The sequence below is a fragment of the Rhizobium sp. AG207R genome (genome assembly GCF_027109195.1).
Taxonomy (GTDB): Bacteria; Pseudomonadota; Alphaproteobacteria; order Rhizobiales; family Rhizobiaceae; genus Rhizobium; species Rhizobium dioscoreae.
The window spans coordinates 224,267-251,068 of record NZ_JAEPVT010000003.1; the positions used below are offsets into that span (position 1 = coordinate 224,267).

The following is a 26,802-nucleotide window of genomic DNA, read 5'->3' on the forward strand; positions in this document are numbered from 1 at the left end:
TTCTCCCACCTGAGCCGTCTATCTCAGAATTCAGCGACAGCTCTTAGCCGTATCGTCTCAGGCCCGGTTTTCGCGACACCCGCTCGTCTTATATTTCTGAAATTTCTATTTGAGATTGCAGCCGGAAGATGATTTTATGCGGCCCGTCTGACTCATTCCCCGCGCTCCTCCCGATTTTTGATCCGAGAGGCCCATGTCGATTTCAGATAAGATCTACCGCCCTTTCGAAAGGTTGATCCGGCCGCTCGATATTCCCTATCGGCCACTGCCATCGAAGGGGCCATGGACCGTCCTTCTTCACTTCGTCCTGATGTTTCGCGGAATCCTGATCACGCTCGCCCTCTGCACCATGGCGATTGAAGTCATGAGCCTGACCATCGTTTGGGGCCTGTCCGTCATTGTTGATGGTGTCACGCAGCAGGGTGCTGCCGCTTTCCTGCATAACGACCGGATGCTGCTGATCTTCCTTGGGCTGATGCTTTTCCCCTGCATCCCGATTGGCTCTTTCCTCGTCAATACGTTGAACTCGCATACGCTTGGGATCGGCATGCCGGCCGCCATTCAATGGCAGGGCCACAGGGCGGTGGAGCGGCAGGATCTCGCCTTCTTCCACGATCTTTATGCCGGCCAGGTCGCCTCGCGCCTGCAGCAGGTAGCCTCAGCCGTCCAGCAGCAGGTCGTTTCGGCCTTCCAGTCCATTCCGCGCTTTATCATGCAGATGGTCGGCTCCGTCATCCTTCTGGGCGCGCTCTCCTGGCAGCTCGCCCTTCCGTCCATCATCTGGATCACGCTCAACGTGCTTCTCGCCGTCAGGCTGGCACCTGTCTTCACTGAGCGCTCACGCCGCTCGGCCAAGCGTCGCAGCCTGATTTCCGGCGCGATTACCGATCTCTACGCCAATATGCAAATGGTCAAGCAATTCGCCGCGGAAGACAGCGAGGCCGGCGCCATCAGAGGCATAATCGGCAAGGCTATCGAAGCTCAGCAGAGCGAACAACGCATCTACCGTACCGCTGAGGTCATCGTCGTCGTTCTCAACATGATGCACTGGCTGGCTATCCTGTCGATCGGCTTTACCGGACTCGTGGATGGCTTCGTCACGATCGGCGAATTCACCGCCGCCGTTTATGTTCTCAACCGCCTCTCCGGTCACACATTTACTTTCCTGCAGATGGGCCAGCAGATCTTCCAGGCGATCGGCACGATCAAGGACGCCATGCCAGTCATGACGACGCCGCCTACCATTACCGACCGGCCGGACGCGCGGGATCTTGTCGTCCCGAACGGTGAAATCCGCTTCGAGAATGTTCGTTTCGCCTACAAATCTGGCAAGCCCGTCATCAATGACCTTTCGCTGACGGTGCGGCCGGGCGAAAAGGTCGGCCTCGTTGGCCTCTCAGGCGCGGGTAAGACGACGCTCGCCAACCTGCTCCTGCGCTTCTACGATATTAAGGACGGCGCGATCCTGATCGACGGGCAGGATATCCGCGCCATCACGCAGGCAAGTCTTCGCCGCGCGATCGGCGTCATCGCGCAAGATGTGGCGCTGCTGCATCGTTCGGTCGGTGACAATATCCGCTACGGACGGCCGGAGGCGACCAAGAACGAAATTGAGGAGGTCGCGAAAATGGCTAGCGCCGATGCCTTCATTGCCGATCTCGCAGACAGCGAAGGCCGCAAGGGCTATGACGCCTTCGTCGGCGACCGCGGCATCAAGCTTTCCGGCGGCCAGCGCCAGCGCGTGGCCATCGCCCGCGCCCTGTTGAAAGACGCACCGATCCTGGTGCTGGATGAGGCAACCTCGGCGCTGGACAGCGAATCCGAAGCCGCCATCCAGGATAGGCTCAATTTGGTGATGGAGGGCAAGACAGTGATTGCCATCGCTCATCGCCTTTCAACCATTGCGAAGATGGACCGCATCGTTGTGCTTGATCACGGGCGCATCGTAGAAGAAGGCAGGCCCGAAGAACTGGCCGAACAGAATGGCCTGTTTGCCCGCCTGTGGAAACGCCAGACCGGCGGCTTCATTCCCGAAGACATCAACGAACTCCTGCCGACATCGTCTACGAGCTGATGTCAGAAGTCTACAGGCAACTGCTGCCTCAAGCATGTCGCGAAAAATACGAAGCGGTTTTACGATAACGACATGCGCAAAATCACGAGCCCCGAGCGCGGCGAGCGAATCTGAAAAATCGCCAAGCGCCTTAGCAGCCTTCTATCCCCTCGACGCGGCTGCGGGGCGCCCGGTAGGTGTTGATTTTTCGGTGGATGGAGCCTGCTGCGCCCGCTGGCTCAGCCAGACGCTGCCGAGCACGACGACAATGCCGAAGATCTGCATCGGGCTCAGCTGCTGGCCGAGCACGGCCCAACCCAGGATCACCGCCATCGTCGGGCTGAGGAAGCCAAGCGGCGAGACCATCGAAGGCTCGAGCCGCGACAGACCCCGAAACCAGAGAATATAGGTGAGTGCTGCGCCGATCAGCCCGAGATAGGCGAAGCCGAGAATGTTGGCGCCGGTCAGATGCGGCAGCGGTGGCTCAAGCAGCAGCGCCACCGGCAGCAACAGCATGCCGCCGGCCGTCAGCTGCCATGCCGTAAAGGTCAGCGGCGAGACATCGGGCCGCCAGCGGCGGCTGAGCACGGTTCCCGCCGCCATGGAGAAGGCACCGCCGATGCCAGCAGCGATGCCGATCGGATCGAGCGTCGCATTCGGCGTCAGAATCAGCAGTGCGACACCGCCGATGCCGGCAATGGCGGCAACAATCGAAAGGCTGCGGATCGGCGATCCCAGCAGCAAGCGCGCCAGCACGATGACGATCAGCGGCTGGACTGCACCGACCGTCGCTGCCACACCACCGGGCAGGCGATAGGCCGAAATGAACAGCAGCCACCAGAAGACGGAGAAGTTCAGTGCGCCGAGGGCCAGCGTTTTCAACCACCAGATCCCGCGCGGCAGCCGCCGCACGATCACAAGCAGCAGCAGCCCGGCCGGCAGGGCGCGCAGCATAGCGACCGTGAGGGGATAGCCCGCCGGCAGCAGTTGCGTCGTTACCAGATAGGTGCTGCCCCAGATCGCCGGCGCGATGGCGGTCAGCAACAGGTCGAGATTGCGGTTCATGATCTTGGCCTCGAATTTATCTCGACCTCAAGATAACCTGAAATACCTTGACGTCAAGATAAATTCATGGCGAAGTTCCGGCATGGATCGCATCGACAAAATTCTCGCCCAGTGGCGCCGCGAACGACCGGATCTCGACACCACGGCCATGGGCCTGTTCGGGCGCTTGCGCAATCTCGCGCTCCATCTCTCGCGCGAGATGGAGAAGACCTTCGGCCGCTTCGGCCTGAACTCGGCAAATTTCGACATGCTGGCGACCCTGCGCCGCTCGGGCGAGCCTTATACTCTCTCCCCCAGCGACCTTATGGAGACGATGATGGTCTCGTCGGGCACGATGACCAATCGCATCGATCAGCTGGAGAGGGCCGGCCTCGTCGCTCGCAGCCAGAACCCGGATGATGGCCGCAGCTTCCTGATATCTCTGACGCCGAAAGGCTTCGAGCTTATCGATGCGGCGGTGACGGCGCATGTCGAAACACAGAAACGCCTGATCTCCACCCTTTCCGAAGGCGAACGCATGGCTCTTGACCGCCTGCTGCGCAATTATTTAGCCGACTTCGAATCTGATTGATCGCTCCGACGCGATCCGGCGCAGACGTCGCGAATGCAGCCCCTCAGCCAGCGGTGCGCCGGGTCCGCATCCATGCGCGGATGCCAGAGCAGCGAGATCGTCACATCGGATGTCGGCACCGGCAGCGCGAAACTATGCATGCCGACACGCAGATTGCCCGTATAGCGCTCCGGCAGACTGACGATCAGGTCGGAGGCGCGCGCCAAGGCCAGCGCCGCCGAGAAGCTGCCGACAATCGTTGCGATCTGCCGCGCCAGCCCCAGTTTCTCCAGCGCCTCGTCGATCTGTCCCTTCTGCAGGCCACGCCGCGAAACGAGAATATGCCGGCCGGAGGCATAACACTCCGGGGTGATCTCCCCTTCGCTAAACGGATGCCCGCTTCGGACCACGCCGATGAAGCGATCATGAAACAGCGCCTGCGTCCTGAGCTCTGGGCCGGTATCGTCTCCCACGACGCCGGTCTCGAAATCGATCGTGCCGTCGCGCAGAGGCATGCTGTCCTTGTCCAGCTTCTGAGTGAAGTAGAGCCGAACGCCAGGCGCCTGCTCGGCAATGCGTGCGATCAGTTCGGCGCCAAAATTCTCCACGAAGCCTTCGCGGGTGCGCAACGTGAAGATTCGAGCAAGCTGCTTCAGATCGAGGCTTTCGGCGGGCCGCAAGGCCGCTTCCGCCTCCTGAACAAGATGACCGACACGCTCGCGTAGCTCCAGCGCCCGCGGCGTCGGCACCAGCCCTCGCCCGGCCCTGACCAACAATGGATCGCCCGTCGTCTCGCGCAGCCGCGCCAGCTGCCTACTCATGGCCGACGGGCTCAATCGCAATCGCCGGGCGGCGCGCGCGACGCTGCCCTCGGCAAGCAGGACATTGAGAGTGACGAGCAGGTTGAGATCAGGCGTGGACATGATGCGACCATAACATGGTTTTCTCAATGCATAGCGTCAAATGCACTGATCAAGTGCAAATGCTGCGTATTCCGCCATATCATGCCGAGAGCTACCTTTCTGCCGGAAGTTTTATTACGTCACTAGAAATGGAGCTCATGTTGCAGCCAATCATTGAAGATCCGGCCAAAGCCGGCCACACAAAGTCCACATCCTCCATCCGCTGGGCCCTTACCAGCCTATCGCTGTCCATGCTGATGCCTTCGCTCGATACCAGCATTGCCAATGTCGGATTGCCAACGCTCGCCCAGGCATTCGGCGCCTCCTTTCAGCAGGTGCAGTGGATCGTGCTTGCCTATCTGCTCGCCATCTCCACGCTGATCGTCAGCGTCGGACGGCTGGGTGACATTTTCGGCAGGCGGCGCCTGCTGCTGATTGGTATCAGCCTTTTCACCCTCGCCTCGCTCTTCTGCGGCATTGCGCCGACACTCTGGCTATTGCTCGCCGCCAGAGGTCTGCAAGGTCTCGGCGCCGCCATGATGATGGCGCTCACTGTCGCGATGGTCGGTGAAACCGTGCCGAAAGAGCGCACAGGCAGCGCCATGGGCCTGCTCGGCACAATGTCTGCGATCGGCACTACGCTCGGCCCGTCGCTCGGTGGCATCTTGATCGCCAGCCTCGGCTGGGAAACCATCTTCCTCGTCAACGTGCCACTCGGGGTCGTGAATTTCCTGCTCGCTGCGCGTTTCCTGCCAACTGAGCGGCAAAACAGCAAAAGAGCTCAGGGACGCCCGGACGGAATCGGCACTTTTCTGCTGGCCCTGACGCTGGCTGCCTATGCGCTGGCAATGACGATCGGGCATGGAAGCTTTGGCGCTTTGAATATCGGCCTGCTGTTGGCCGCAGCTTCAGGCATCGCCCTGTTTGCCTTCACCGAAACGAAGGTAAAGTCGCCACTGCTGCGCCTTTCCATGTTCCGCGATCCTAAGCTCAGCACGGGTCTTGTCATGAGCACCCTCGTTTCCACCGTCATCATGACGACGCTGGTGGTCGGGCCTTTCTATCTCTCCCGCGCTCTCGGCTTCGATGCAGCCCAGGTCGGCGCCATCATGTCCGTCGGCCCGCTGGTGTCAGCGCTGACGGGAGTGCCGGCCGGCCGCATCGTCGATCGCTTCGGCGCCCACCGCATGACCATGACAGGTCTTGTGGGCATGATCATCGGCCTGGTCCTGATGGCAGCACTGCAAGGCAGATTCGGAGTCGCCGGCTATATCGGGCCACTGGTCATCATCACCTCCAGCTACGCGATGTTTCAGGCATCCAACAACACCGCGATCATGAAGGGCATAGGCTCCGAGCAACGCGGCGTCGTTTCAGGCATGCTGAGCCTGTCGCGAAACCTCGGGCTGATAACGGGCGCGTCTGTCATGGGCGCCATCTTCACACTAGGATCGGGAACGAGCGATATTATCACAGCACGCCCGGAGGCCATTGCAACAGGCATGCAGATCACCTTTGTGGTCGGCGCCCTGCTGATCGGCGCGACGCTGGCCATCGCCGTCACAGGCATGGCACGTTCAAGGCGTGGCGCCCTTGCGCAAGAGGTCTCGTGAGAATGAGCCGAGAGGATGGCGGAGGATAATCCCGCCATCCGGTCACACCGATCCGTGGCCGCCGAATTGCGCCGAAACGAAATCGAGAAAGCTGCGGAGCTTCGGCGTGATGCGGCGATCCGGCGCATAGAGAACATGCAGCTGGCGCGTCGGCACGCTGTACCCGGGCAAAAGCGGCACCAGTGCTCCGGTTTCCAGGCTCGACTGAATGAGTTCGGACGACTGCAGAACGATACCGAGCCCTGCCAGCGCGGCTTTCAGCAGCGCCTCACCATTGTCGATCATCAGCCGGCCAGAAATCGGAACGCTCACATTCCCCTCTGGTCCTTCAAAATCCCAATGAGTCCTCAACATTGTATGCGAGAAGATCAGGCACTCATGATTTCGGAGATCGTCCGGCGTGGAGGGGGTGCCGTGGGCGCGCAGATAGCTCGGCGCAGCACAGATCATCAGGCGATAAGGCCCTAGACGGCGGGCGATCAATCCGCTGTCAGCAAGCTCACCGATGCGAAAGACCGCGTCATAGCCCTCATCGATCAGATCCACCATGCGGTTCGTCAGCGACAAATCGATCGAAACTTCCGGATGCGCATTCAGATATTTCGGAAGCACCGGAGCGAGCGCATGGATACCGAAGGTGACCGGGGCATTGACCCTCAGCTTGCCGCGCGGCACGGCCCGGGTTTCCGCCGCCAACGCCTCTGCTGCCTCGACTTCTGCCAGAATATTGCGCGAGCGCTCGTAAAACTGGCTGCCGACCTCCGTCAGGTGCTGACGGCGCGTGGTGCGGTGGAGAAGCCGAACACCAAGATGTTGTTCGAGAAATTGTACATGTTTGCCGACGAGCTGCGGCGACATGTTCAAGGCCTCTGCCGCGGCGCTGAACGAGCCGAGCTCGACTGCCTTGACGAAGATGCTCATGCCGGACAATCGATCCATTAGAAACAATCCGTTTAAAGTATCGATATATCTAGATCATTTATCCGGATATGGATATAATCTTATGTGTTTGTCAGTCACAACAAGGAGCTGACGAACATGAAAATCGCTGTCATTGGTACCGGAAATATGGGGGCGGGACTGGCTCGTCTGCTGACCCAAGCAGGGTCCGACCTGGTCATTGGCCATCGCGATCCCGCAAAGGCAGCAGCCTTTGCCGCCGAACTGGGCGCTGGCATCGAAGCGGGCGGAGTTGCCGCCGCTATCAAGCTTGCCGATATCGTCATACTGGCGCTGCCCTATAGCGTAATCGCGGAAACGCTGAAGGAAGCCGGAAATCTCAAGGGCAAGGTGCTGATCGATATCAGCAATCCCGTCACCGCAGATTTCAGCGACCTCGTCGTCGGGCACTCGAGTTCGGCCGCCGAAGAAATCCAGGCGCTTGCGCCCGAGGCGACGGTGGTGAAGGCTTTTAATACGATTTTCGCACCGCTGCTGCCCGTCGAGGGACGTAACAGCAAGGTGCTGCAGGTCTTCATTGCCGGAGACGACGAGAAGGCCAAGCGCGCCGTATCCAGCCTCGTCAAATCCATCGGCTTCGAGCCGGTCGACGCGGGTCCGCTCCGCAATGCCCGTTTCATCGAACCGATCGGCGAGATGAACATCCACTTCGGCTTCTTCCTCGGCAAAGGTCCGACGGTGGCACCGGCCTGGGTCCAGCTCTGACGGCACTCAGGACTCTAAAGCGCGTCGCGCGATCTTTCAGAGTCGTTTCCCGCGCTTTAGGTTTTTGATTTTGTGCATGTCGTTGTCGCAAAACCGCTGCGCACTTTTGCGCGACATGCTTTAGGATGAAAAAAGGGCTCGGAGCCTTCACTCCGAGCCCCTTTGCATAAGCGGATCGCAACCTGCGATCAGAAACTCGCCGTCAGCGGGTCCGGGCCGATGCGGCCACTGGCCGAATCGAGCTTGGCCATCTCGGCCAGGTCTTCGCTGTCGAGCTTGAAGTCGAAAACCTTGAGGTTTTCCTCGATGCGGCTCGGCGTCACCGATTTCGGGATGACGATCAGGCCGTTGTCGATATGCCAGCGGATAATGACCTGCGCTGGCGTGCGGCCATGTTTGGCGGCGACCTTGCCGATGGCGGCGTTGGTGAGAAGCTTGCCCTGGCCGAGCGGGCTCCAGGATTCTGTCTTGATGCCGAGCTTGTCGTGAACCGCACGCAGTTCCTTCTGCTGGAAGGTGGGATGCAGCTCGATCTGGTTCAGCACGGGCGTCACGCCGGTCTCGCCGATGATACGTTCGAGATGCGCGGCGGCAAAATTGGAAACGCCGATCGAACGGGCGCGGCCTTCTTCCTTCAGGCGCACGAAAGCCTTCCAGGTATCGAGGTAGCGGTTGCGGTGCGGCGACGGCCAATGGATCAGGTAGAGATCGACATAATCGGTGCCGAGCCGCTTCAGGCTTTCGTCGAAGGCCTTCAGCGTGGAATCGAAGCCCTGCGCCTCGTTCCAGAGCTTGGTTGTGAGATAGATATCCTCACGGGCGACGCCGGACTGGCGCATGCCTTCGCCGACGCCATCCTCGTTGGCATAGATGGCTGCGGTGTCGACATGGCGATAGCCGGCCTTCAAAGCCGTGCTGACCGCCATCGGCGCGACATTCTCCGGCGTCTGCCAGACGCCGAGGCCGACCTGCGGAATGGAATGGCCATCATTGAACGTGATTGTTGGTTGCGTGGTCACGATAAGTCTCCAAAGGATGATAAGTGGGTGGAGTGAAGGCGTGATTTAAATTCTGAAAGGAAAGGGCCGGCCTGGTCCGCACAAGCGACCGGTCGAAATCCCATATAGTGGAGAATATCCGGATGTTAACCCCGGGCGACCTTTCAGACAACCCGGACCGTCATACCTCTTCGCAATGATGGCAGGATGCGCTTCATGTCGCGCAGGTTGACCGCGATGCACCCGGCCGTCGGCTCGTATCCCGGCCTGATCAGGTGAAAGAAGATCGCCGAGCCGCGGTTGCGCCTGCGAGAGCTCACATTCCAGTCGAGCACCAGGCAGACGTCGTAGAGGCCGTCGCCTCGCCGCAATTCCTCGTGGCTCGGCCCGAAAGGAGCCTTCACCAGCCTGTTGTAGTTGGGATCGCCGGGCTGGTCGCACCAGAGCATATCCTCCCGGATATGCCGCATCGGCAAGGCCGTTCGCAGAAAGCGGATCCGATCGCCGCGCGTGAAGCCGTGAAGCAACTTCATATCCGCGATGGGTGTCGCGCCGTCTCCTTCACGCTTCAATATGCTGCGTCCGGATCGGCCGATTGCTGCCGGTACCGTCATGCTCCCCACCTGTACCAGCGCCCGCGTTTTCTTACCTGGCGCAGGACGCACGACGATTGTCGAAGCGGTCCGCCTGGCCCCCGCCCTTGTCTTTTGCATTTTCCTCACATGTTTTTGCTTTGCGTGTGATTTCGTTTGAAATCATAGCAGTTTCAACCAAACGACCAAGCCTGAGCCGCGTCGCGACTTGCTAAAAATGCAATTTGGCGTAGGACTTAAGTGGGATTAGAACGAGGACCCGAACGGCATGACCGCACGCACCATTCTCCTGGTGGACGATGATAACGACCTGCGTGAAATGTTGGTCGAGCAATTATCGCTTTACGAGGAATTCAACGTCCTGCAGGAGGCGACCGCCGGAAAAGGCGTGCAGACCGCGCGCACCGTACCCGTCGATCTCCTCATCATGGATGTCGGCCTGCCCGATATGGATGGCCGCGAAGCCGTGAAGCTGCTGCGCAAGAACGGCTTCAAGGCGCCGATCATCATGCTGACGGGGCATGACACGGATTCCGACACTATCCTCGGGCTTGAAGCCGGCGCCAACGACTATGTGACGAAGCCCTTCCGCTTCGCCGTCCTGCTCGCCCGCATCCGCGCACAATTGCGCCAGCACGAGCAGAGCGAGGATGCGACCTTCACGGTGGGACGCTACCTCTTCAAGCCAAGCCAGAAGCTGCTCACCACGGAAGACGGACAAAAGATCCGGCTCACCGAAAAGGAAGCCGCCATTATCCGGTATCTCTATCGCGCCGACCAGAAGGTCGTGACCCGCGATATCCTTCTCGAAGAGGTCTGGGGCTACAATTCCGGCGTGACCACCCATACGCTCGAAACCCACGTCTACCGCCTTCGCCAGAAGATCGAGCGCGATCCCTCCAACGCCGAAATCCTTGTCACGGAAAACGGCGGCTACAAGATCATTCCATAGGCGATCGATGGCGCTGAACGACGATATCCGACTGCTGTCGCAACTGCCGCTGTTTCACGGCATGGGCGATGAGCCGTTGCGGCTGATCGCCTTCGGCGCCGACCGCCGCCATGTGAATGAGGGCCAGACGCTGTTCCGGGAAAAATCGCCCGCTGAATGCGCCTATGTCATCACGCGCGGCAGTTTCGAGCTCAGCACCATCGATGCAAACGGCCAGACACAGGTGGAAGCGGTGGTCCAGGCAGGCACCATGCTTTCGGAACTGGCGATGGTGACCTTGGTAGAGCGGAAATACACGGCCGTTGCCGCCGAAGAATCCGACGTGATCCGCATCACCCGCGCCCTCTTTCACCGCTTGATCGAGGAATATCCAGACGCCGGCCTGCTGATCCAGAACCGTATCCGCGAAAACTTCGCCGCCCTTGCCAGGCAGGCAGCCGCAATGCTCGGCCGCTTCTCCTGACAGCAATTCCAGGAAAAGTATGAAGCGGCTTTCCGTCCGGAATTGCGTAAATACAAAAGGATAGAGCGTTTTCGCGATTCAAAGAAAAGCGCAAACGCTCTAGCAAGTTCAATCCCGCTTCAGAGATTGAAATGCGCCACGACCGGCACATGGTCGGACGGACGATCCCAGCCGCGCGCCGCCTTCAGAATCTCGATCCGCTGCAGATGCGGACCCAGATCGGAGGAGGACCAGATATGGTCGAGGCGGCGACCGCGGTCGGCAGCCTCCCAATCCTTGGCGCGATAGCTCCACCATGTATAGAGCTTCTCGCTTTCCGGCACCTGCTGGCGCATCAGGTCGAGCCAAGCGCCGCGTTTCATCACCTCGAGCAACCCTTCGGTCTCTACAGGCGTATGGCTGACGATCTTCAGGAGCTGCTTGTGCGACCAGACGTCGTGCTCCAGCGGAGCGATATTGAGATCGCCGACGAGGATCGCAGAGGTGTTCTGCTCGGCATTGGCATGCAGCTTCTTCATCTCCTCGATGAAATCAAGCTTGTGGCCGAATTTCGGATTTATCGTTCGATCCGGCTCATCGCCACCCGCCGGGACATAGAAATTGTGCAGGCGGATGCGCCGGCCGCCGCGCTCGAAGATGGCCGAGATATGCCTGCTGTCGCCAACATTGCAATAATCCTGGCGATGATCCTCGGTCAGCGGGAAACGCGATGCGATGGCCACCCCATGATAGCCCTTCTGGCCATGAATGATGATGTGCTCATAGCCAAGCGCCCGGAGCGGCGCATGGGGGAAAAGCTCGTTCGGAACCTTGGTTTCCTGCAGGCAGAGAATATCGGGCCGGGCCTGCATGACGAACTGCTCGACGATCGGCATACGCAGCCGCACCGAATTGATATTCCAGGTCGCAATCGAAAATCCCATACCCGAGCCTTTTCCTTGGAGCAATTCGAGGAAAAGTGCGCAGCGGTTTTCCGTCCGGAATTGCGTCAAAACAGACAGTCGGAGCGACTCGGCGATTCGATGAATCACCGCTCTCTCCGGTCAGCGTAAGGCTTTAGACCGGCTGTAGTGGAAAGAAAAGCGCCATTCGCCGCTTATCTATGGCTCGGGATGGAGTCGACCGTCAGCGCGTATAGTCGATGCGGAAAACGCTGTCGTCGAAGGCGACGTTCGTCTTCACGTTGTTGATGATAACATCGGTTGTCTTGCCCTGCGGATCGATAACGGTCCATTGGCGCAGGTCGTAGCTTTTCGAATCGAAGATCATCGTGATCGTCGAATCGCCAAAAACGGTGCGGTTGCCGAGCGTGAGCTTGGTCAGATCCGGCTGCGAATCGACATTGCGCACCATGTCGGCCGAAAGGTCGATCTTGTTGGCGAGCAGCAGGCTCAGCGGCGTCTTCGATAGCTGATACATATTTCTTGTCTGCGTCTGGTCGTTGATGACCTGTACGTTATTGCCGTCGCAGATTACGCGCATGCGCGACGGCGGATCGTAGTTGAAACGCATCTTGCCGGGCCGCTGGATGAAGAATGCGCCGCTCATCTGATCGCCGCGCGGTCCGATCTGCAGGAAACCGCCCTTCATCGACTTGATGGATGAGAAATGATCGGCAATGGCCTGGGCGATACCGGGATTGAGGGTCGCTGCAGCTGCCTGCGTCTGTGCTTGAGCCTGCGCGAAAGCCGAAACCGGCAGAGCGCCTGCCCCGCCGACGGCGAGCACGGCGCCGAGTAGGTGCCGGCGGGTCAGGGACAGTCGGCTAGACGGCTGCGCATCAAATTTCGTCATCGAATTCTCCTTCATGCTTCGTCCATGGCGCGCAAAATCGGCGTCTTCATGGCGCAACGGCCCAAGGCCGGTAAGGGGCGGCAATCAAATTTCCCTGAACATAGACGGGATATGCGACACGGAAAGGCTGATTGCCTCAGCGATCGAGAATATCGGCTTCGGTGGGAACGAGGATCTCACGTTTGCCGGCGTGGTTGGCCGGGCCGATCACACCTTCCTGCTCCATGCGCTCGATCAGCGACGCTGCACGATTGTAGCCGATGCCCAGTCTCCGCTGGATATAGGAGGTCGAAGCCTTGCCGTCGCGCAGCACGATCGCAACAGCCTGATCGTAGGGATCTTCCGAATCGGAGAGATTGGACGTGCCAACCGGACCGTGGCCGTCATCATCCTCGTCATCATCGGCGGTGATGGCATCGAGATATTGCGGTGCGCCCTGCGTCTTCAGATAGGCGACGATATCCTCCACCTCGCCATCGGAGACGAAGGGGCCGTGAACGCGCTGGATGCGCCCGCCGCCGGCCATGTAGAGCATGTCGCCCATGCCGAGCAGCTGTTCCGCACCCTGCTCGCCGAGAATGGTGCGGCTGTCGATCTTCGACGTCACCTGGAAGGAGATGCGGGTCGGGAAGTTCGCCTTAATCGTGCCGGTGATGACGTCGACGGACGGACGCTGCGTTGCCATGATGACATGGATGCCGGCGGCACGCGCCATCTGCGCCAGACGCTGCACGGCGCCTTCGATATCCTTGCCGGCGACCATCATCAGATCGGCCATTTCGTCGATGATGACGACGATGTAGGGCATCGGCTTTAGGTCGAATTCTTCCGTCTCATAGATCGCCTCGCCGGTCTGGCGATCGAAGCCGGTCTGCACGGTCCGGCTGATCGCCTCACCCTTTGCGACGGCCTGCTCGACGCGCGTATTGAAGCCGTCGATGTTGCGCACGCCGATCTTCGACATCTTTTTGTAGCGCTCTTCCATCTCACGGACGGTCCATTTGAGCGCAACGACGGCTTTCTTCGGATCCGTGACGACGGGCGAGAGCAGATGCGGAATGCCGTCATAGACGGAGAGTTCGAGCATCTTTGGATCGATCATAATCAGGCGGCACTGCTCCGGTGTCATGCGGTAGAGCAGCGACAGGATCATGGTGTTGATCGCAACGGATTTACCCGAGCCGGTGGTGCCGGCCACGAGCAGATGCGGCATCTTGGCGAGATCGGCAATCACGGGTTCGCCGCCGATCGTCTTGCCGAGCGACATGGCAAGCTTCGCCTTGGACGTCTCGAAATCGCGGCTGGCGATGAGCTCGCGCAGATAGACCGTTTCGCGCGTCGAGTTCGGCAGCTCGATGCCGATGGCGTTGCGGCCGGGAACGACGGCGACACGGGCGGCAATCGCGCTCATCGAACGGGCGATATCATCGGCAAGGCCGATGACGCGGGACGATTTGATGCCTGGCGCCGGCTCCAGCTCATAGAGCGTGACGACCGGGCCGGGGCGGACGTGAATGATCTCGCCCTTGACGCCGAAATCCTCGAGCACGCCTTCGAGCATGCGGGCATTCTGCTCCAGCGCATCGGCCGAGAGCGTCGCATCGCGGGCGACGGCCTTCGGCTCGGCAAGCAGATGGACGGCGGGGAGCTGGAAGCCATAGGGACGGATGAAGGAGGTCTGCGCCTCGCGTTCCGCCCGCGCACCCGGTTTCGGACGCGGCGCGGCCGGAGTGACGCGATGGCCGGCAGCGGCTCCCTTTGGAGCAGCCGGGGCCAACGGCCACTCGTCATCCTCATCGTCAGGCAGGATATCGGCCGGGCGCCGCGGATCGCGATCATAAGTCGAATCCTCGTCTTCATCCTCGTCATCGCCGAGACTGATCGACGGCGCGGAAACGACGCGGCGCGCCGGACCATCCATGGACGGCTCCAGACGGTCGCCCCGAGCCATGGGTGCCTTGGCGCGCACCGGCTCGTTCAGCGTACCGAATTCGTCGTCGTTGAAATCATAAGGCGCATCGAAGGCATGGTCGCGGCGCTTGCGCGGCCCCATGCCGAACAGCCGGCGAAGTCGGGCCTGCGTGTTGTACCAGGCATGCATGACCGCACCATAGGCCATGAAATTGGCAAGGAAACCGCCACGGTCGTCATCCTCGTCCTCATCGCCAACCCGGCGGGCACGGCTGCGGGTTTCCTCGTAATCGTCCTCATCACTTTCGTCTTCCACGAGGTTTTCGCCGATGACGCCCGAGGCGAAGAGCATGAGCCAAATGGCCGGAACGGCGAGGACCGAACCGATGATGATGGCGACGACACCGCTCGGATAGGTGCCGATGAAGAGGGCTGGAAGACGCAGAAGAAGATCGCCGACGACACCGCCGATACCGTTCGGAATCGGCCAGGTGGGCGGCGCCGGGAAGCAGGCGATGGAGCCGGCCGCGACGATGCAGCCGCCGAACCAGGCGCCGAGGCGCGAGGGCACACGATGAAGCTTGCGGTTGGCAATCAGCGCGAAGGCCCAGGCGACAACGGGTAACATCGCCAGGATCGAGGCAAGGCCGAACGACTGCATCATGATGTCGGCAAAGGCGGCGCCGGGAAAGCCGAGCAGGTTGGTCGGCGCATTGGCAGTTGCGTAGGAATAGCTAGGGTCCATGACGTTCCAGGTCGCCAGCGCGGCAACCGCAAGCGCCAGCAGGAACAGTATCGCGAAACCCGTCAGGCCCTTGACCTGACGCCAAACCACGCTCGATAGCGATAAACGGTCGGGGCGACCGCTCAACGCCGCCGAATTGCTTCTGCCCATGATATCCAGCCCCGTTCCTGTCCAAAGCGCAAACGAATCGGTCTATGCCCACTCGCCGGCAGGTTAGCCATACCTAATCAGAGGAGGGTTAATGGCATGTTAACCATGCATGCCAACCTCATGAATCGCCTGTCGTCTGAAGAAAAATGGCTGTGCACGAACGAAAAGGGCCCGAACCAAGGTCCGGGCCAAGGGCGCCTATTTGCAATGAAATAGGACGCGACGGGATGTTGAGCGAAACCGGAGCCTTGCCCCGGTTTCGCAAGCTCCGATCAGGAATTGTGGTAGGCCGCTTCGCCGTGCGAGGCGAGGTCGAGACCTTCGCGTTCGGCTTCCGGAGCGACGCGCAGACCGATAATGACGTCGACGACCTTGTAGAGGATCGCCGAGCCGATGCCGCACCACAGGATTGTCGTGACGACGGCGGTCAGCTGGACAACGACCTGGCTGCTCATCGTGACGCCATCGGCATAGCCGACGCCGCCGAGCGAGGCACTGGCGAAGATGCCGGTTGCGATGGCGCCGAAGATACCACCGATGCAGTGTACGCCGAAGACGTCAGCCGTATCGTCGTAGCCGAACTTGTTCTTCACGACCGAGACGAAGAAGTAGCAGAGCGGCGAGACGATGAGACCCATGACGATCGCGCCCATCGGACCGGCGATGCCGGCTGCAGGCGTGATGGCGACGAGGCCGGCAACCATGCCCGAAGCGCCACCGAGCATGGAGGCCTTGCCGCGGGTGAAGGTTTCGACCAGCGACCAGGAGATGATGGCGGCTGCCGTTGCGACGAAGGTATTGACGGTTGCGAGCATCGCGCCGCCGGAAGCTTCGAGGTTGGAGCCGGCATTGAAGCCGAACCAGCCGACCCAGAGCATCGATGCGCCGACCATGGTGAGCGTCATGGAGTGCGGAGCCATCATGTCCTTGCCGAAGCCGACGCGCTTGCCGACGAGAATGGCGCCGACGATGCCTGCAATACCGGCATTGATGTGAACGACGGTGCCGCCGGCGAAGTCGAGTGCGCCCATCTTGAAGAGCATGCCGTTGGAATCCCAGACCATGTGAGCGATCGGGAAGTAGACGAAGGTCGCCCACAGCGCGCAGAAGAGCACGGCTGCGCCGAACTTGATGCGCTCGGCGAAGGCGCCGATGATGAGTGCCGGCGTAATGGCGGCAAAGGTCATCTGGAACAGCATGAAGATGAATTCAGGGATGACCACGCCCTTGGTGAAGGTCGATGCCGTCGTCGAGGTCGAGACGCCCGACAGGAACATCTTGGCCGTGCCGCCCCAATAAGGGCTCGAACCGCCGCCGAAGGCGAAGGAATAGCCGTAGAGAACCCAGAGGATCATCACGACCGCGCCGATCATCGTGCACTGCATCAGAACCGAGAGCATGTTCTTGGCGCGGACGAGACCGCCGTAAAACAGCGCCAGACCCGGCACGAGCATGAAGAGCACGAGAATGGTGGAGATGAACATGAAGGCGGTGTCGCCCTTGTCCGGAACCGGTGCGGCGGCGGTCGCAGCGGCTGCCGCCGGAGCGGTCTCCTGCGCAAAGGCGATCGCCGGCGCAAGCAAGGCCGCAGAAAGCGCACCCACCCGTGTCAAGGCGGAGGAAAGCTTAGAAAATGACATGCAAATAACTCCCTGATCCGCCGTGTCTTACAGCGCTTCTGAATCGGTTTCGCCCGTACGGATGCGTACGGCATGGTCAATGGAATAGACAAAGATCTTGCCGTCGCCGATCTGGCCGGTCTTGGCTGCCGACGCGATGGCCTCGACGGCCTTGTCAACGGTTTCGGATGCGACTGCGACCTCGATCTTCAGCTTCGGCAGGAAGCTGACGGCATATTCGGTGCCGCGATAAATCTCGGTATGCCCCTTCTGGCGCCCGTAACCCTTCACTTCGGTCACAGTCAGGCCCTGGATGCCGACAGCCGTGAGGGCCTCACGGACCTCATCGAGCTTGAACGGCTTGATAATGGCCATCACAATTTTCATCTGGTTTCCCATCCTTTGTTAGCCTCGGCACGGAGCCGACTCTCCTTGCCGCCGACGAGTGTTTCTGCAGCGACTGGCCATATACATTCAAAGGACGTGCCAGATTCGTGACACATTTATAACGTGTTGAAATAAAACAGTTTTATTGCACAGACCCAATAAAGCGGCATTTCTCATTGTGAGGGCCGCACAAATAAAGTGCAAATTTATAAATTTGCCACAAATTTAAGCATTTGCCTTTTTACGAATCAGCCCTTCCTGCGCCACCGACGCAATCAGGATACCGGATCGCGTAAACAGGCTGCCGCGGGTAAATCCGCGGGCGCCGGAGGCACTCGGGCTTTCCTGGCTGTAGAGCAGCCAGTCGTCGAGCTTGAAGGGACGATGAAACCACATGGCATGGTCGAGGCTCGCCACCTGGACAGTCGGATCCAGTACCGATGTGCCATGCGCATTCAGGGAAACATCGAGCAGCGTCATGTCGGAGAGATAGGCGAGCACGGCATTCTGGTAGAGCCGGTTATCCGGCACCGGTCCCGTCACCCGAACCCAGATATTCTGCCGCTGGCTCGGCTGGGCTCGCGAAAAATAGCTCTCGATCGAAACGGGCCTGATTTCTATCGCCCGCTTGCGCTCCCAATAGCGGCGGACATTCTCCGGCGCATGGGCGAGATAGCGCTGTTTGACCTGCTCCTCGTCCATCAGTTTCTCCGGCATCGGCACGTCGGGCATGTCGCCCTGATGATCGAAGCCTGGCTCGTCGAGCTGGAAGGACGCCGTCAGAGCAAAGATCGCCTTGCCGTGCTGGATGGCCAATACACGCCGCGTATTGAAGCTCGAACCGTCACGCAGCCGATCGACCTGATAGAGGATCGGCACCGACGGATCGCCGGGCAGCATGAAATAGGCGTGCAGCGAATGCGCGAAGCGATCGCCATCCACCGTTCGCTGCGCCGCCATTAAGGCTTGGCCGATGACCTGCCCGCCGAAGACGCGCTGCCAGCCGACCTGCGGGCTATTGCCACGAAACAGGTTCATCTCGATCGTTTCGAGATCCAATGTCGCCAGTACGGTTTCCATCGGGGTGAGCTTCTCGGTCTCTCGCGACATTTTGCTTGAACTCCCATGGTAGGAACCGTCAACAGGATGCTCTATATAGAGCAGGACGTGACAGTAAGACACAGGGAAGCGCTATGTTGGACATGCTGGTAGTGGGTGGCGGATATGTGGGTCTTGCCGCAGCGGTCGCAGTCAAGCAGGCAGCCCCCCACCTCGATGTCATGATCGTGGAAGCCGCACCGGAATCCGCCTGGAAGAAGGATATGCGCGCATCGGCGATCATCGCCGCTGCCTCCAAGATGCTTGAAGTCCTCGGCGTCTGGAACGAGATCGCGCCGGAGGCCGAGCCGATCACCCGCATGATCGTCACCGATTCGCGCACAGGCGATCCCGTCCGCCCGGTCTTTCTCACCTTCGACGGCGAAGTGGCCGACGGCCAGCCCTTCGCACACATGGTGCCGAACCTCACCATGGTTGGCGCGCTCCGTGGCGCCTGCGAGCGTCTTGGCATTACGATCAAGCATGGCCTCAGCGCCACGGATTTCGTCACCGACGACAACAAGACCACGCTCACCCTTTCGGACGGCAGCACGCTCGAAACGCGGCTTCTGGTTGCCTGCGACGGCGTGCGCTCGAAGCTGCGCGACATGGCTGGGATCAAGACCGTCAATTGGGATTACGGCCAGTCCGGCATCGTCGTCACCGTCGAGCATGAGCGCCCGCATGGCGGCTGCGCCGAGGAGCATTTTCTGCCCTCCGGCCCCTTCGCCATCCTGCCCTTGAAGAACAATCGCTCCTCGCTCGTCTGGACGGAACGCACCCCCGATGCCGAACGGCTTGTGGCTTCCGACGACCTCTTGTTCGAAGAGGAACTGGAGCGCCGCTTCGGCCACAAGCTCGGCGCACTGCGCACGATCGGCGAACGCCGCGCCTTTCCGCTCGGCCTGACGCTGGCCCGCGCTTTCGTCGCGCCGCGCTTCGCTTTGGCCGGCGACGCCGCCCACGGCATTCACCCGATCTCCGGCCAGGGCCTCAATCTCGGCTTCAAGGATGTGGCGGCCCTTGCCGAAACCATCGTCGAGGCCGACCGCCTCGGCCTCGATATCGGCTCGATCAACACCCTCGAACGCTACCAGACCTGGCGCCGCTTCGACACCTTCCGCATGGGGGTGACGACCGACGTGCTGAACCGGCTGTTTTCCAACGACAACACGCCGCTGCGCATCGCCCGCGACTTCGGACTAGGGATCGTCGACCGCCTGCCCAGCCTCAAATCCTTCTTCATCGGCCAGGCAGCGGGGACGACTGCAAGGAATAATCCGCGGCTGTTGGCTGGTGAGGCGATCTGAAGCGCAGCAAATTGGAAGAGGTGTAATTCGCCGCAGATGTCTGCGAATGGTCGGGAGAGGACCGGAAGGTTTCAGGCGCCAAATGTTTTGGAAAGCCGCCATTAATCTGCACTAGGCTGGCTACGCCAGCACTATGCCAGCCTTCTCCGCACAGTAGACTCGTTCGCGCGCCTGCTCGATGATTTGCCGATTGTAGCGGGCCAGCATTGGACGATTGTTCTTCGTCACCGTCACATTGATTGTGGCCTGGGACCGCTGCCGCCAAGCGGCTAAGGCACTCGCCCCAAATGCAGGCGCAGCGCGACCTTCGACCAAGGTCGCAGCGTCGGCGAAAACGTAGTCCGCGAAGGCGGTGGAACACAGATTGAAGGACATCGCCATGTGCGCGCCGTCTGGAATGGGCTGGCAGTAGCTTCGATCCGAAAGCAGGCAGACGTCTTGGTCGTAGATCCAGACAAAGGCTGCAGCCTGCGTGTCGCGCGCCTCAAATAGCGCCTTAATCATGCCTTCGAACAGGTTCGTCCGGTCATCCCCGATCTGCATCAACAGAACGAAGATCAGCCGGAGCCACTCGACATAGGTCTCCTGCGATACGTCGAGTTGCCGGCACAGGTGAGCCTGGTGCGGCTTCTGTCCGTTGACGATCCGTCGATAGACAGCTAACAGTTCCGGATCGGTCGGTTCGTACTGTCCAACGCCGGGAAAGCTGTTCAACACCTTCTGGATGCAGAAGGGATTGCGGATGAAGTTCAGCAGCTTTACGGCGAACAAGTCAATAAGCTCAGTCTTGATGTCCGTGCTGCCCGCTGCCAGCTTTTCGAGCAGGCCTTTGGTATGAATCTCGACCTTCGCTTCGTACTTGTGGAACAGCGCCTCGAGGTTCATGCGCAGCGGTCCGCCTCCCGGCACGTCGAAGCTGAAGAGGTCAAGCATCGACAAGGTCGATACGATCGCACGCCCGCGGGGGTTCTCCAGCTCAATCCTGGAAGCCTCTCGATCCGCGATGCGAAACGAGTAGATCCGGAAATTATCGCCGGTGCTGTTCGGGTTGCTCGCGTTGAGCCTCTGCTCAACCTGCGACACAAAGTGCTGATTGCGTGTCTCGTTACCGCGCATGCTCCGACGTCTGTCTCCCTCAATTAAATTGTGGTACGGCCACCACCGCAGTGGCGGCGCCGGGATCGCGCGCCAATATGCCTAATTCGCCTCAAAGGCAGCTAAGGCGCTTGGCGCGCGCCACTTTGTCTGACCGCCTTGGAGACGCAAAGTCGCCATTCCATTGATCTCTGAGAGAAACGGCCGGCCTCTACTCCACAGTACCAGAGGGGCACGGTCCTCAATCCTCGATACGTCTTGCCTCCGAAATCAGCATGATCGGAATGCCGTCGCGGATCGGATAGGCGAGACGCGCCTTTTCCGAGATCAGCTCGTTCTTTTCCCGGTCGTAGCTCAGCCGCCCCTTGGTCAGCGGGCAGACGAGAAGATCGAGCAGTTTCGGGTCGACCTTGCTGACGGTGACATCCATCTGAAACTCCTACTGCAGCAGGGAATCGGTGTCGCCGGAGCCGGCGAGCACGATCTTGACGATGGCGATGAAGGTTTCTGCCCGGGTCTTCAGGTCGGGCGCCTCGAGAAGGGCCTGTTTCTCGGCCGGATCGAAGGGCGCCATCATCGATAGCGAATTGACCAACATCATGTTGTCGGCCCGCTCGACGCTTTCCCAATCCGCCTCCAGCCTGTTGGCCTCCAGATAGGCACGGAAAGCCGAAAGCAGTGCCGGGCGATCGACCGTGCCTTCCTCATGATGGGATTTCAGGTCGGAGATAAAAGGGGTGATGCGGAATGTGCGATAGGGCTGGTGGGCAGTGATTTCATCCATCAGCCGGAAACGGCATATGCCCGTCAGTGCGGCAATATAACGCCCATCGCCGGTCTCCGAGAGGGAGGTAATACGTCCGAGGCAGCCGACATGCGCCAGATTGGACGAATCCGGCGGCTCTCCCAGCGCCGGCTGGATCATGCCGATCAAACGATTTCCGGCGATCGCCGCATCGAACATGGCGAGATAGCGCGGCTCGAAGACATTGAGCGGCAGTTGCGCCCCGGGCAGCAGCAGCGCGCCGGATAAGGGAAAGACGACCACCGATTCGGGCAGATCGCCCGGCTTCAGATATCTCGCATTGCCGACTTGCATCTTTTCCATCCCGCTAGATCGCCCCGACGCGCTGCGCGCCGCAGTGGGCCGCGCAGGAACGACACACATTCGCGGTCATCGCCCCTTTTTGCGCCGCGTCACCGACAATGTGAGCCCGTCTGCCGAAAACACAAGAGTATTTTCGATGAAAACGCCGATGGGAGCCGTTTGCCGGATACATAGGACAGCCGTCTAACAAGCGATCGCCCGGAAGGTTCCGCGCGATCGCCATGCTCGTAGAACAGCCGACCCGTTATGAAAACAGAATAGAGGAAAGCTTGCGCCGCGCCGCGATCGTGGCGGGATCCTTGGCACCCCATACCTCGAAGAACTCCAGCAGCTGGCGGCGCGCGCCGTCATCGTCATAGCTGCGATCCTTGCGCATAACGGTCAGAAGATGATCGGCCGCCTCTTCCCGCTTGCCTTCGACATTGCGAATCTTGGCGAGCTTGATGCGCTGCTCGTGATTGTCGGGATTGGATGCCAGCTCCCGTTCGATCGCCACGGGATCGCCAAGCTTGCGGGCCTCGTCGATCTGGTCGAGCTTCTTCACCACCGCCTGGATGCCCGCATCGTTGGCGAGCGTCTCCGGCAGATCGGCCAGCGCCTCGCGGGCGCGCTGGCTCTGTCCGGCGGCGATCATGCATTCCGCCATGCCGGCGAGCGCCTTGGCATTTTCCGGGTCCGCCTGCAGCACCGCGCCAAAAAGCTCGGCCGCGCCATTGACGTCGCCGGCGGCAAGCAGGCCGCTTGCCTCTTCCAGAACGGCAGCAATCTCGGCTGCCGGATCGTCGCCGCCTGCCGGACCGCCGAGGCGATCGATGAACTGGCGAACCTGGCTTTCCGGAACCGCACCCATGAAGCCATCGGCCGGGCGGCCGTTAACGAAGGCGATCACGGCCGGGATCGACTGGATGCCGAGCTGGCCGGCGATCGAGGGATGATCGTCGATATTCATCTTGACCAGCTTGACGCGGCCCTTCGCCTCGGTGACGACCTTTTCGAGCACCGGCGTCAGCTGCTTGCACGGGCCGCACCAGGGCGCCCAGAAATCGACCAGCACCGGCTGGTTGCGCGATTCCTCGATAACGTCCTTGGCGAAGGTCGCTGTCGTCGTATCCTTGATCGGCGAAGCGCCGCCAGCGGCTGGCGTGGCGCTGAAGGATGCCGAGGCCGACATCTGCCCGCCGAAGGAAGCGTTATAGGGATTGTTCGAACCGCTCATGAGTGTCTCCCGCCTGCCGGCATCCTTGATTTTGTGAGAAGCATGATCTCCAGACGAGACGACGAGGTTCGCCTGCCAGCACGCTCCATGAAGTGGCCAAAGCGACCGGACAATCCGAAGAGAAGCCGACCGCTATAATCTTAGCGCTAAAATCGTACGTTAGCTCGTCACTTTCAAGACTAGCGGCGTATGACCCGTCGCCTCCATAAAGCGCAGGAGATCACCGCTGGCAATCGACGTCGTCGCATCGTTCGACAAGGGATGGCAATTGACGATGTCATGCGCCATCAGCTCGGAATCGAGAACGAAGGTGACATTGTTGGCGATGTCGTTGATCGCGCCGAAGGCCGTGACGGAGCCCGGGATGACGCCAAGATATTCCATCAGCTTTTCCGGCTTGCCGAAGGACACCTTGCTGGCCGCACCGATCAGCGTGTGCACGGTCTTCAGGTCGACCGTCGCGTTTTCCTCGACGGTCAGCAGGAAGAAATTGTCCTTCTTGTCCTTCACGAAGAGGTTTTTCGTATGGCCGCCCGGAATTTCGTCGCGCAGCGATACCGATTCGGCGACGGTGAAGACCGGAGCATGATCCTTGGTCGTATGGCTGATACCGAGCCCATCCAGGAATCGGAAAAGATCGTCGCGGTTTTTCGGGCTGGTCTCGGTCATGGCGTCTCGCAATCGAAAATGGTTCGCCCCTGATACGTCGCCTACAATTTCATTGCAATCTTCGAGACGACAAAGCCCGGCATTTCCGGGCTTTCCAATGGTTCGCGAAAAGAAGATGCAATTTTTCTTCGCGAACTCGTCATTTCCCTGTTGCATTTGAAAAATGGTTAGGCCATATAGCGCCCGTCGCCGCAAGACGACGCCCAGCGGTCCAAACACACTACCCCGGATCGCGACGGGAATGAGCGGGTGTAGCTCAGGGGTAGAGCACAACCTTGCCAAGGTTGGGGTCGAGGGTTCGAATCCCTTCGCCCGCTCCAGTTTTCAAATTTTCCTATGGAATAAAGACGCTACGGCTTGGCCGTAAGAGCGCCTTTCCGACTGGAAGGCGCATTTTTCACGCGCCTGTTTTCTTTTCCTCTCGCGCTCCGCGCAATGCGCTCGTGCTAGTTACGAACCGCGATCGTCGCGGCAGCACTTCCCATGCAGAAGGCTGCGCCGCGATTCATCAGGCGCATCGCCCGAGGCGATTGCAGGGACCGGCGCGTCTTCGCTCCAAGAATAGCGAAAGGGAACTGCACGGCGGTCAGGATGACGGCGGTTATCGCCAGAAGAATCGGAACGTCGGTGGCCGATAGCGCCCGGATGTCCACGACCGTCGGCAGGATGGAGATATAGAACAGGATCGATTTGGGATTGCCGAGCGTGACCAGAACGCCCGAAATGAATGCATTTGCGCCACTCCCCGGCTGGGCCACATGGCTTTCATCGAAGGTCTCGCCGGATCGCCAGAATTGCACAGCCAGCCAGCAAAGATAGGCGACGCCTGCCCATTTGATCGCAATCAGCAAATAGCTGAAGGTTTCCGCGATGAACGCCAATCCGGCAAGAACCGCGGCGAGGTACAATACGTCGCCGAACACCATACCGGCCGTCATCCATGCTGCACGCCGATAGCCGCTCTTCAAAGCTTGCGCCACGATGGCAACGATTTGCGGACCCGGAATGATTGCTGCAATCGCCAGCGCACTGGAATATGCGATGAATCCCGACTGAGTCATTTGCTTTCCCGTTCCTCTTCGATGCCGGAAACCGATTTTAACTCTTAATTCGTAAACATGCTCAGAGATGGCGGCAAGCATGTTTCTCCCCTCACCCACCTTCGCTCGGCGGCCGAAGCGCGGGTCTCAAATCAGTCTCATTTGACGTTCAGGTCTGAGCATCGGATGGGCCTATGGAACTTGGTATTGCACGCATGAAAAGAAAAACTTCCCTGCTGATGGCGATACTGTCGCTTCTGCCCGTTCCCGCGCTTGCCCATCCGCATATCTTCATCGACGCCAAGTTCGAGGTCGTCTCGGCGCCTGACGGCTCCATCAGCGAGCTGCGCAATGTCTGGAGCTTCGACGAAGTGTTCACCTCTTCCGTCCTTATGGATTACGGCAAGAGCGGCGACCAAGCTTTGAGCGCAACCGAGCTCAAGGCGGTGGGAAAGACGGTTCGGGATTCGCTGGCGCAGTATGACTACTACACGAACGTCACCAGCAACGGCAAAACAGTGCCGATGGCCAAGCCGGATGCGATCCAGGCGGACTACAAGAATGGTTCGCTGACGCTGACCTTTTCGCTGAAGCCGGAGCAGAAGACCTTCCTCAAGGGAACCACCATCTTCGGGATCTACGACAAGACGCTCTATACGGCGGTCGATTTCGCAACCGACAACGATTTGAGCACATCGGGGCCGGCCTTCGGCCGCTGCAAGCGCAAGGTCATCAGACCCAACCCGAAGGAAGTCATGGCGGAAAACCAGGCCGCACTGACAAGCATGTTCTTCAGCGATCCGAAGGGCACGGACTACTCACTGCTGGTGGCGACGCGGCTCGAAGTCCAGTGCTGATCCTGCCAAGGACACCTTCCCTCACTCGAAAGGCGGACCGTCGTCTTCGGCAGGCCTCTTGCCGCTTGCAGCAGGCGATATATAGCGGCGGGCGATGATCCAGCAGGCGAGCGCCCAGCTCGCACCGGCACACCAGCCGCCGAGGACGTCGGTCGGGTAATGCACGCCGAGATAGATCCGGCTCGCGCCGATCATCAACGTCAGCAGAATACCGGCCGCGACGATGAAGACCCGCGTCGAGCGATAGGTTCGCGTGCCTGAGATCAGCGCGGCAAGGGTCAGATAGGTCACGGCCGACACCATCGCATGGCCGCTCGGAAAGCTTAGATCGTGAACCTCGACCAAATGCGGTACGATATCCGGCCGCGGCCGCGCGACACCAACCTTCAAGGCTGTGCTCAGCGCCCATCCGCCCAGTACCGAAGCGAGGATAAAGATCGCGATGGCGCGCTGCCGGTCGAGCAACAGATAGATCGTCACCAGCGCCGTCATCAGCGCAAGCACAGTCGTTCCGCCGAGGCTTGTTATGTCCTTGACCGCATGGGTCAGCCAACCCGGACCGATCGGCACAGAGAGATCGCCGGGCTGACGAAGCGCCAGCAGGATCGCCTCGTCGAATCCCTTCGTGCTGCCTTCGAGCACCTCTCCTGTGAGATAGATGAAAAGAAGAATTCCGCCCGAAAGTGCGGCGAACATTACAAGCAGCAAGGGCTCATAGCGGTTCAACCATCCAGGAATACCCGATGTGCCTAACGGCCGACCCTTCATGCGCTAAAACCCGCCTTGCCTGCTCTCATATCGTTTCGTCCACGAACAAAGCCCGGACAAACCCTATCTAGGAATAAAATGCGCGGGTTCCAATCGATCAAAGCCGCGATGATATGTTCGGTGCCGCAGGCGCTTCAGGTTCGTGAAATAAACTGTCTCTATCTTGACGCGAATTTGCTGC

Annotated in this window: 26 protein-coding genes and 1 tRNA gene; 9 read left to right on the forward strand and 18 right to left on the reverse strand. The window is 60.1% G+C overall.

Going from position 1 to position 26,802, the window contains the following annotated elements; genetic code table 11:
- Positions 1 to 193: 193 nt before the first annotated feature.
- The gene (locus JJQ51_RS08615; RefSeq protein ID WP_269244573.1) at positions 194 to 2,074 is read left to right on the forward strand and encodes an ABC transporter ATP-binding protein; all 1,881 of its coding nucleotides are present in this window, start codon (positions 194 to 196) and stop codon (positions 2,072 to 2,074) included.
- Positions 2,075 to 2,215: 141 nt separating this feature from the next.
- Here the strand turns inward: JJQ51_RS08615 and JJQ51_RS08620 are convergent, their stop codons facing one another.
- Positions 2,216 to 3,118 (reverse strand): EamA family transporter, encoded by a 903-nt coding sequence (locus JJQ51_RS08620; protein WP_269244574.1) that lies wholly within the window; start codon positions 3,116 to 3,118, stop codon positions 2,216 to 2,218.
- Positions 3,119 to 3,200: 82 nt separating this feature from the next.
- Between JJQ51_RS08620 and JJQ51_RS08625 the strand changes: the two genes are divergently transcribed.
- A complete protein-coding gene (locus JJQ51_RS08625) occupies positions 3,201 to 3,689 on the forward strand; it encodes a MarR family winged helix-turn-helix transcriptional regulator (RefSeq protein ID WP_113330864.1) in 489 nt (162 codons plus the stop codon).
- Here the strand turns inward: JJQ51_RS08625 and JJQ51_RS08630 are convergent.
- Complete coding sequence (locus tag JJQ51_RS08630) at positions 3,662 to 4,591, reverse strand: LysR family transcriptional regulator (protein WP_113330865.1); 930 nt, start codon at positions 4,589 to 4,591, stop codon at positions 3,662 to 3,664. The genes JJQ51_RS08625 and JJQ51_RS08630 overlap by 28 nt on opposite strands.
- A 137-nt stretch (positions 4,592 to 4,728) precedes the next feature.
- On the opposite strand from JJQ51_RS08630, the gene JJQ51_RS08635 reads away from it, so the two are divergent.
- A complete protein-coding gene (locus tag JJQ51_RS08635) occupies positions 4,729 to 6,183 on the forward strand; it encodes an MFS transporter (RefSeq protein ID WP_269244575.1) in 1,455 nt (484 codons plus the stop codon).
- 42 nt (positions 6,184 to 6,225) lie between these two features.
- Here the strand turns inward: JJQ51_RS08635 and JJQ51_RS08640 are convergent, their stop codons facing one another.
- On the reverse strand, positions 6,226 to 7,122 hold the full coding sequence (locus tag JJQ51_RS08640) for a LysR family transcriptional regulator (protein ID WP_113352927.1): 897 nt from the start codon (positions 7,120 to 7,122) through the stop codon (positions 6,226 to 6,228).
- 66 nt (positions 7,123 to 7,188) lie between these two features.
- Between JJQ51_RS08640 and JJQ51_RS08645 the strand changes: the two genes are divergently transcribed.
- A complete protein-coding gene (locus JJQ51_RS08645) occupies positions 7,189 to 7,848 on the forward strand; it encodes an NADPH-dependent F420 reductase (RefSeq protein ID WP_269244576.1) in 660 nt (219 codons plus the stop codon).
- Positions 7,849 to 8,036: 188 nt separating this feature from the next.
- Here JJQ51_RS08645 and JJQ51_RS08650 read toward each other — a convergent pair whose 3' ends face one another.
- Together JJQ51_RS08650 and JJQ51_RS08655 are read right to left on the reverse strand one after the other, a co-directional pair.
- Complete coding sequence (locus JJQ51_RS08650) at positions 8,037 to 8,867, reverse strand: aldo/keto reductase (protein WP_113352928.1); 831 nt, start codon at positions 8,865 to 8,867, stop codon at positions 8,037 to 8,039.
- 143 nt (positions 8,868 to 9,010) lie between these two features.
- The gene (locus tag JJQ51_RS08655; RefSeq protein WP_113352929.1) at positions 9,011 to 9,559 is read right to left on the reverse strand and encodes a L,D-transpeptidase family protein; all 549 of its coding nucleotides are present in this window, start codon (positions 9,557 to 9,559) and stop codon (positions 9,011 to 9,013) included.
- A 148-nt stretch (positions 9,560 to 9,707) separates the two neighbouring features.
- Between JJQ51_RS08655 and JJQ51_RS08660 the strand changes: the two genes are divergently transcribed.
- Positions 9,708 to 10,391, forward strand: a complete 684-nt coding sequence (locus tag JJQ51_RS08660) for a response regulator transcription factor (protein WP_092717256.1) — start codon at positions 9,708 to 9,710, stop codon at positions 10,389 to 10,391.
- A gap of 7 nt (positions 10,392 to 10,398) precedes the next feature.
- Positions 10,399 to 10,854, forward strand: coding sequence for a cyclic nucleotide-binding domain-containing protein (locus JJQ51_RS08665; RefSeq protein WP_145635963.1), 456 nt, complete (start codon positions 10,399 to 10,401; stop codon positions 10,852 to 10,854).
- A 119-nt stretch (positions 10,855 to 10,973) separates the two neighbouring features.
- On the opposite strand, the gene JJQ51_RS08670 is transcribed toward JJQ51_RS08665, so the two are convergent.
- The 6 genes from JJQ51_RS08670 to tesB form a co-directional block, all read right to left on the reverse strand.
- Positions 10,974 to 11,777 (reverse strand): exodeoxyribonuclease III, encoded by an 804-nt coding sequence (locus JJQ51_RS08670; protein WP_145635961.1) that lies wholly within the window; start codon positions 11,775 to 11,777, stop codon positions 10,974 to 10,976.
- A 202-nt stretch (positions 11,778 to 11,979) separates the two neighbouring features.
- Positions 11,980 to 12,648: an outer membrane lipoprotein carrier protein LolA gene (locus JJQ51_RS08675; RefSeq protein ID WP_269244577.1), complete on the reverse strand. Its 669-nt coding sequence runs from the start codon at positions 12,646 to 12,648 to the stop codon at positions 11,980 to 11,982.
- 136 nt (positions 12,649 to 12,784) lie between these two features.
- Positions 12,785 to 15,454, reverse strand: coding sequence for an FtsK/SpoIIIE family DNA translocase (locus tag JJQ51_RS08680; RefSeq protein ID WP_269244578.1), 2,670 nt, complete (start codon positions 15,452 to 15,454; stop codon positions 12,785 to 12,787).
- 272 nt (positions 15,455 to 15,726) lie between these two features.
- Entirely contained in the window at positions 15,727 to 17,094 is a 1,368-nt protein-coding gene (locus JJQ51_RS08685) for an ammonium transporter (protein ID WP_113330874.1), read from the reverse strand.
- Positions 17,095 to 17,121: 27 nt separating this feature from the next.
- Complete coding sequence (locus JJQ51_RS08690) at positions 17,122 to 17,472, reverse strand: P-II family nitrogen regulator (protein ID WP_015341499.1); 351 nt, start codon at positions 17,470 to 17,472, stop codon at positions 17,122 to 17,124.
- A gap of 213 nt (positions 17,473 to 17,685) precedes the next feature.
- Complete coding sequence (gene tesB / locus JJQ51_RS08695) at positions 17,686 to 18,570, reverse strand: acyl-CoA thioesterase II (protein WP_269244579.1); 885 nt, start codon at positions 18,568 to 18,570, stop codon at positions 17,686 to 17,688.
- Between the two features lie 83 nt (positions 18,571 to 18,653).
- Here tesB and JJQ51_RS08700 point away from each other — a divergent pair, with 83 nt between their 5' ends.
- Positions 18,654 to 19,868 carry a ubiquinone biosynthesis hydroxylase gene (locus JJQ51_RS08700; RefSeq protein ID WP_442967291.1) on the forward strand — a complete coding sequence of 405 codons (1,215 nt, stop codon included), beginning with the start codon at positions 18,654 to 18,656 and terminating at the stop codon, positions 19,866 to 19,868.
- Between the two features lie 120 nt (positions 19,869 to 19,988).
- Here JJQ51_RS08700 and JJQ51_RS08705 read toward each other — a convergent pair whose 3' ends face one another.
- The 5 genes from JJQ51_RS08705 to JJQ51_RS08725 form a co-directional block, all read right to left on the reverse strand.
- Positions 19,989 to 20,984 carry a hypothetical protein gene (locus JJQ51_RS08705; RefSeq protein WP_269244581.1) on the reverse strand — a complete coding sequence of 332 codons (996 nt, stop codon included), beginning with the start codon at positions 20,982 to 20,984 and terminating at the stop codon, positions 19,989 to 19,991.
- 220 nt (positions 20,985 to 21,204) lie between these two features.
- Positions 21,205 to 21,393, reverse strand: coding sequence for a Trm112 family protein (locus JJQ51_RS08710; RefSeq protein ID WP_037154712.1), 189 nt, complete (start codon positions 21,391 to 21,393; stop codon positions 21,205 to 21,207).
- Between the two features lie 9 nt (positions 21,394 to 21,402).
- Positions 21,403 to 22,062, reverse strand: coding sequence for an LON peptidase substrate-binding domain-containing protein (locus JJQ51_RS08715; protein WP_113330883.1), 660 nt, complete (start codon positions 22,060 to 22,062; stop codon positions 21,403 to 21,405).
- A gap of 253 nt (positions 22,063 to 22,315) precedes the next feature.
- Positions 22,316 to 23,287, reverse strand: coding sequence for a thioredoxin (gene trxA / locus JJQ51_RS08720; RefSeq protein WP_269244582.1), 972 nt, complete (start codon positions 23,285 to 23,287; stop codon positions 22,316 to 22,318).
- 159 nt (positions 23,288 to 23,446) lie between these two features.
- Positions 23,447 to 23,956: a prolyl-tRNA synthetase associated domain-containing protein gene (locus JJQ51_RS08725; RefSeq protein ID WP_145635942.1), complete on the reverse strand. Its 510-nt coding sequence runs from the start codon at positions 23,954 to 23,956 to the stop codon at positions 23,447 to 23,449.
- Between the two features lie 245 nt (positions 23,957 to 24,201).
- Here JJQ51_RS08725 and JJQ51_RS08730 point away from each other — a divergent pair.
- Positions 24,202 to 24,276, forward strand: a tRNA-Gly gene (locus JJQ51_RS08730).
- 126 nt (positions 24,277 to 24,402) lie between these two features.
- Here JJQ51_RS08730 and JJQ51_RS08735 read toward each other — a convergent pair.
- Positions 24,403 to 25,017, reverse strand: coding sequence for a LysE family translocator (locus JJQ51_RS08735; protein WP_269244583.1), 615 nt, complete (start codon positions 25,015 to 25,017; stop codon positions 24,403 to 24,405).
- Positions 25,018 to 25,211: 194 nt separating this feature from the next.
- On the opposite strand from JJQ51_RS08735, the gene JJQ51_RS08740 reads away from it, so the two are divergent.
- Entirely contained in the window at positions 25,212 to 25,853 is a 642-nt protein-coding gene (locus JJQ51_RS08740) for a DUF1007 family protein (RefSeq protein ID WP_269244584.1), read from the forward strand.
- Between the two features lie 21 nt (positions 25,854 to 25,874).
- On the opposite strand, the gene JJQ51_RS08745 is transcribed toward JJQ51_RS08740, so the two are convergent.
- A complete protein-coding gene (locus JJQ51_RS08745; protein WP_269244585.1) occupies positions 25,875 to 26,621 on the reverse strand; it encodes a phosphatase PAP2 family protein in 747 nt (248 codons plus the stop codon).
- Positions 26,622 to 26,802 lie beyond the last annotated feature (181 nt).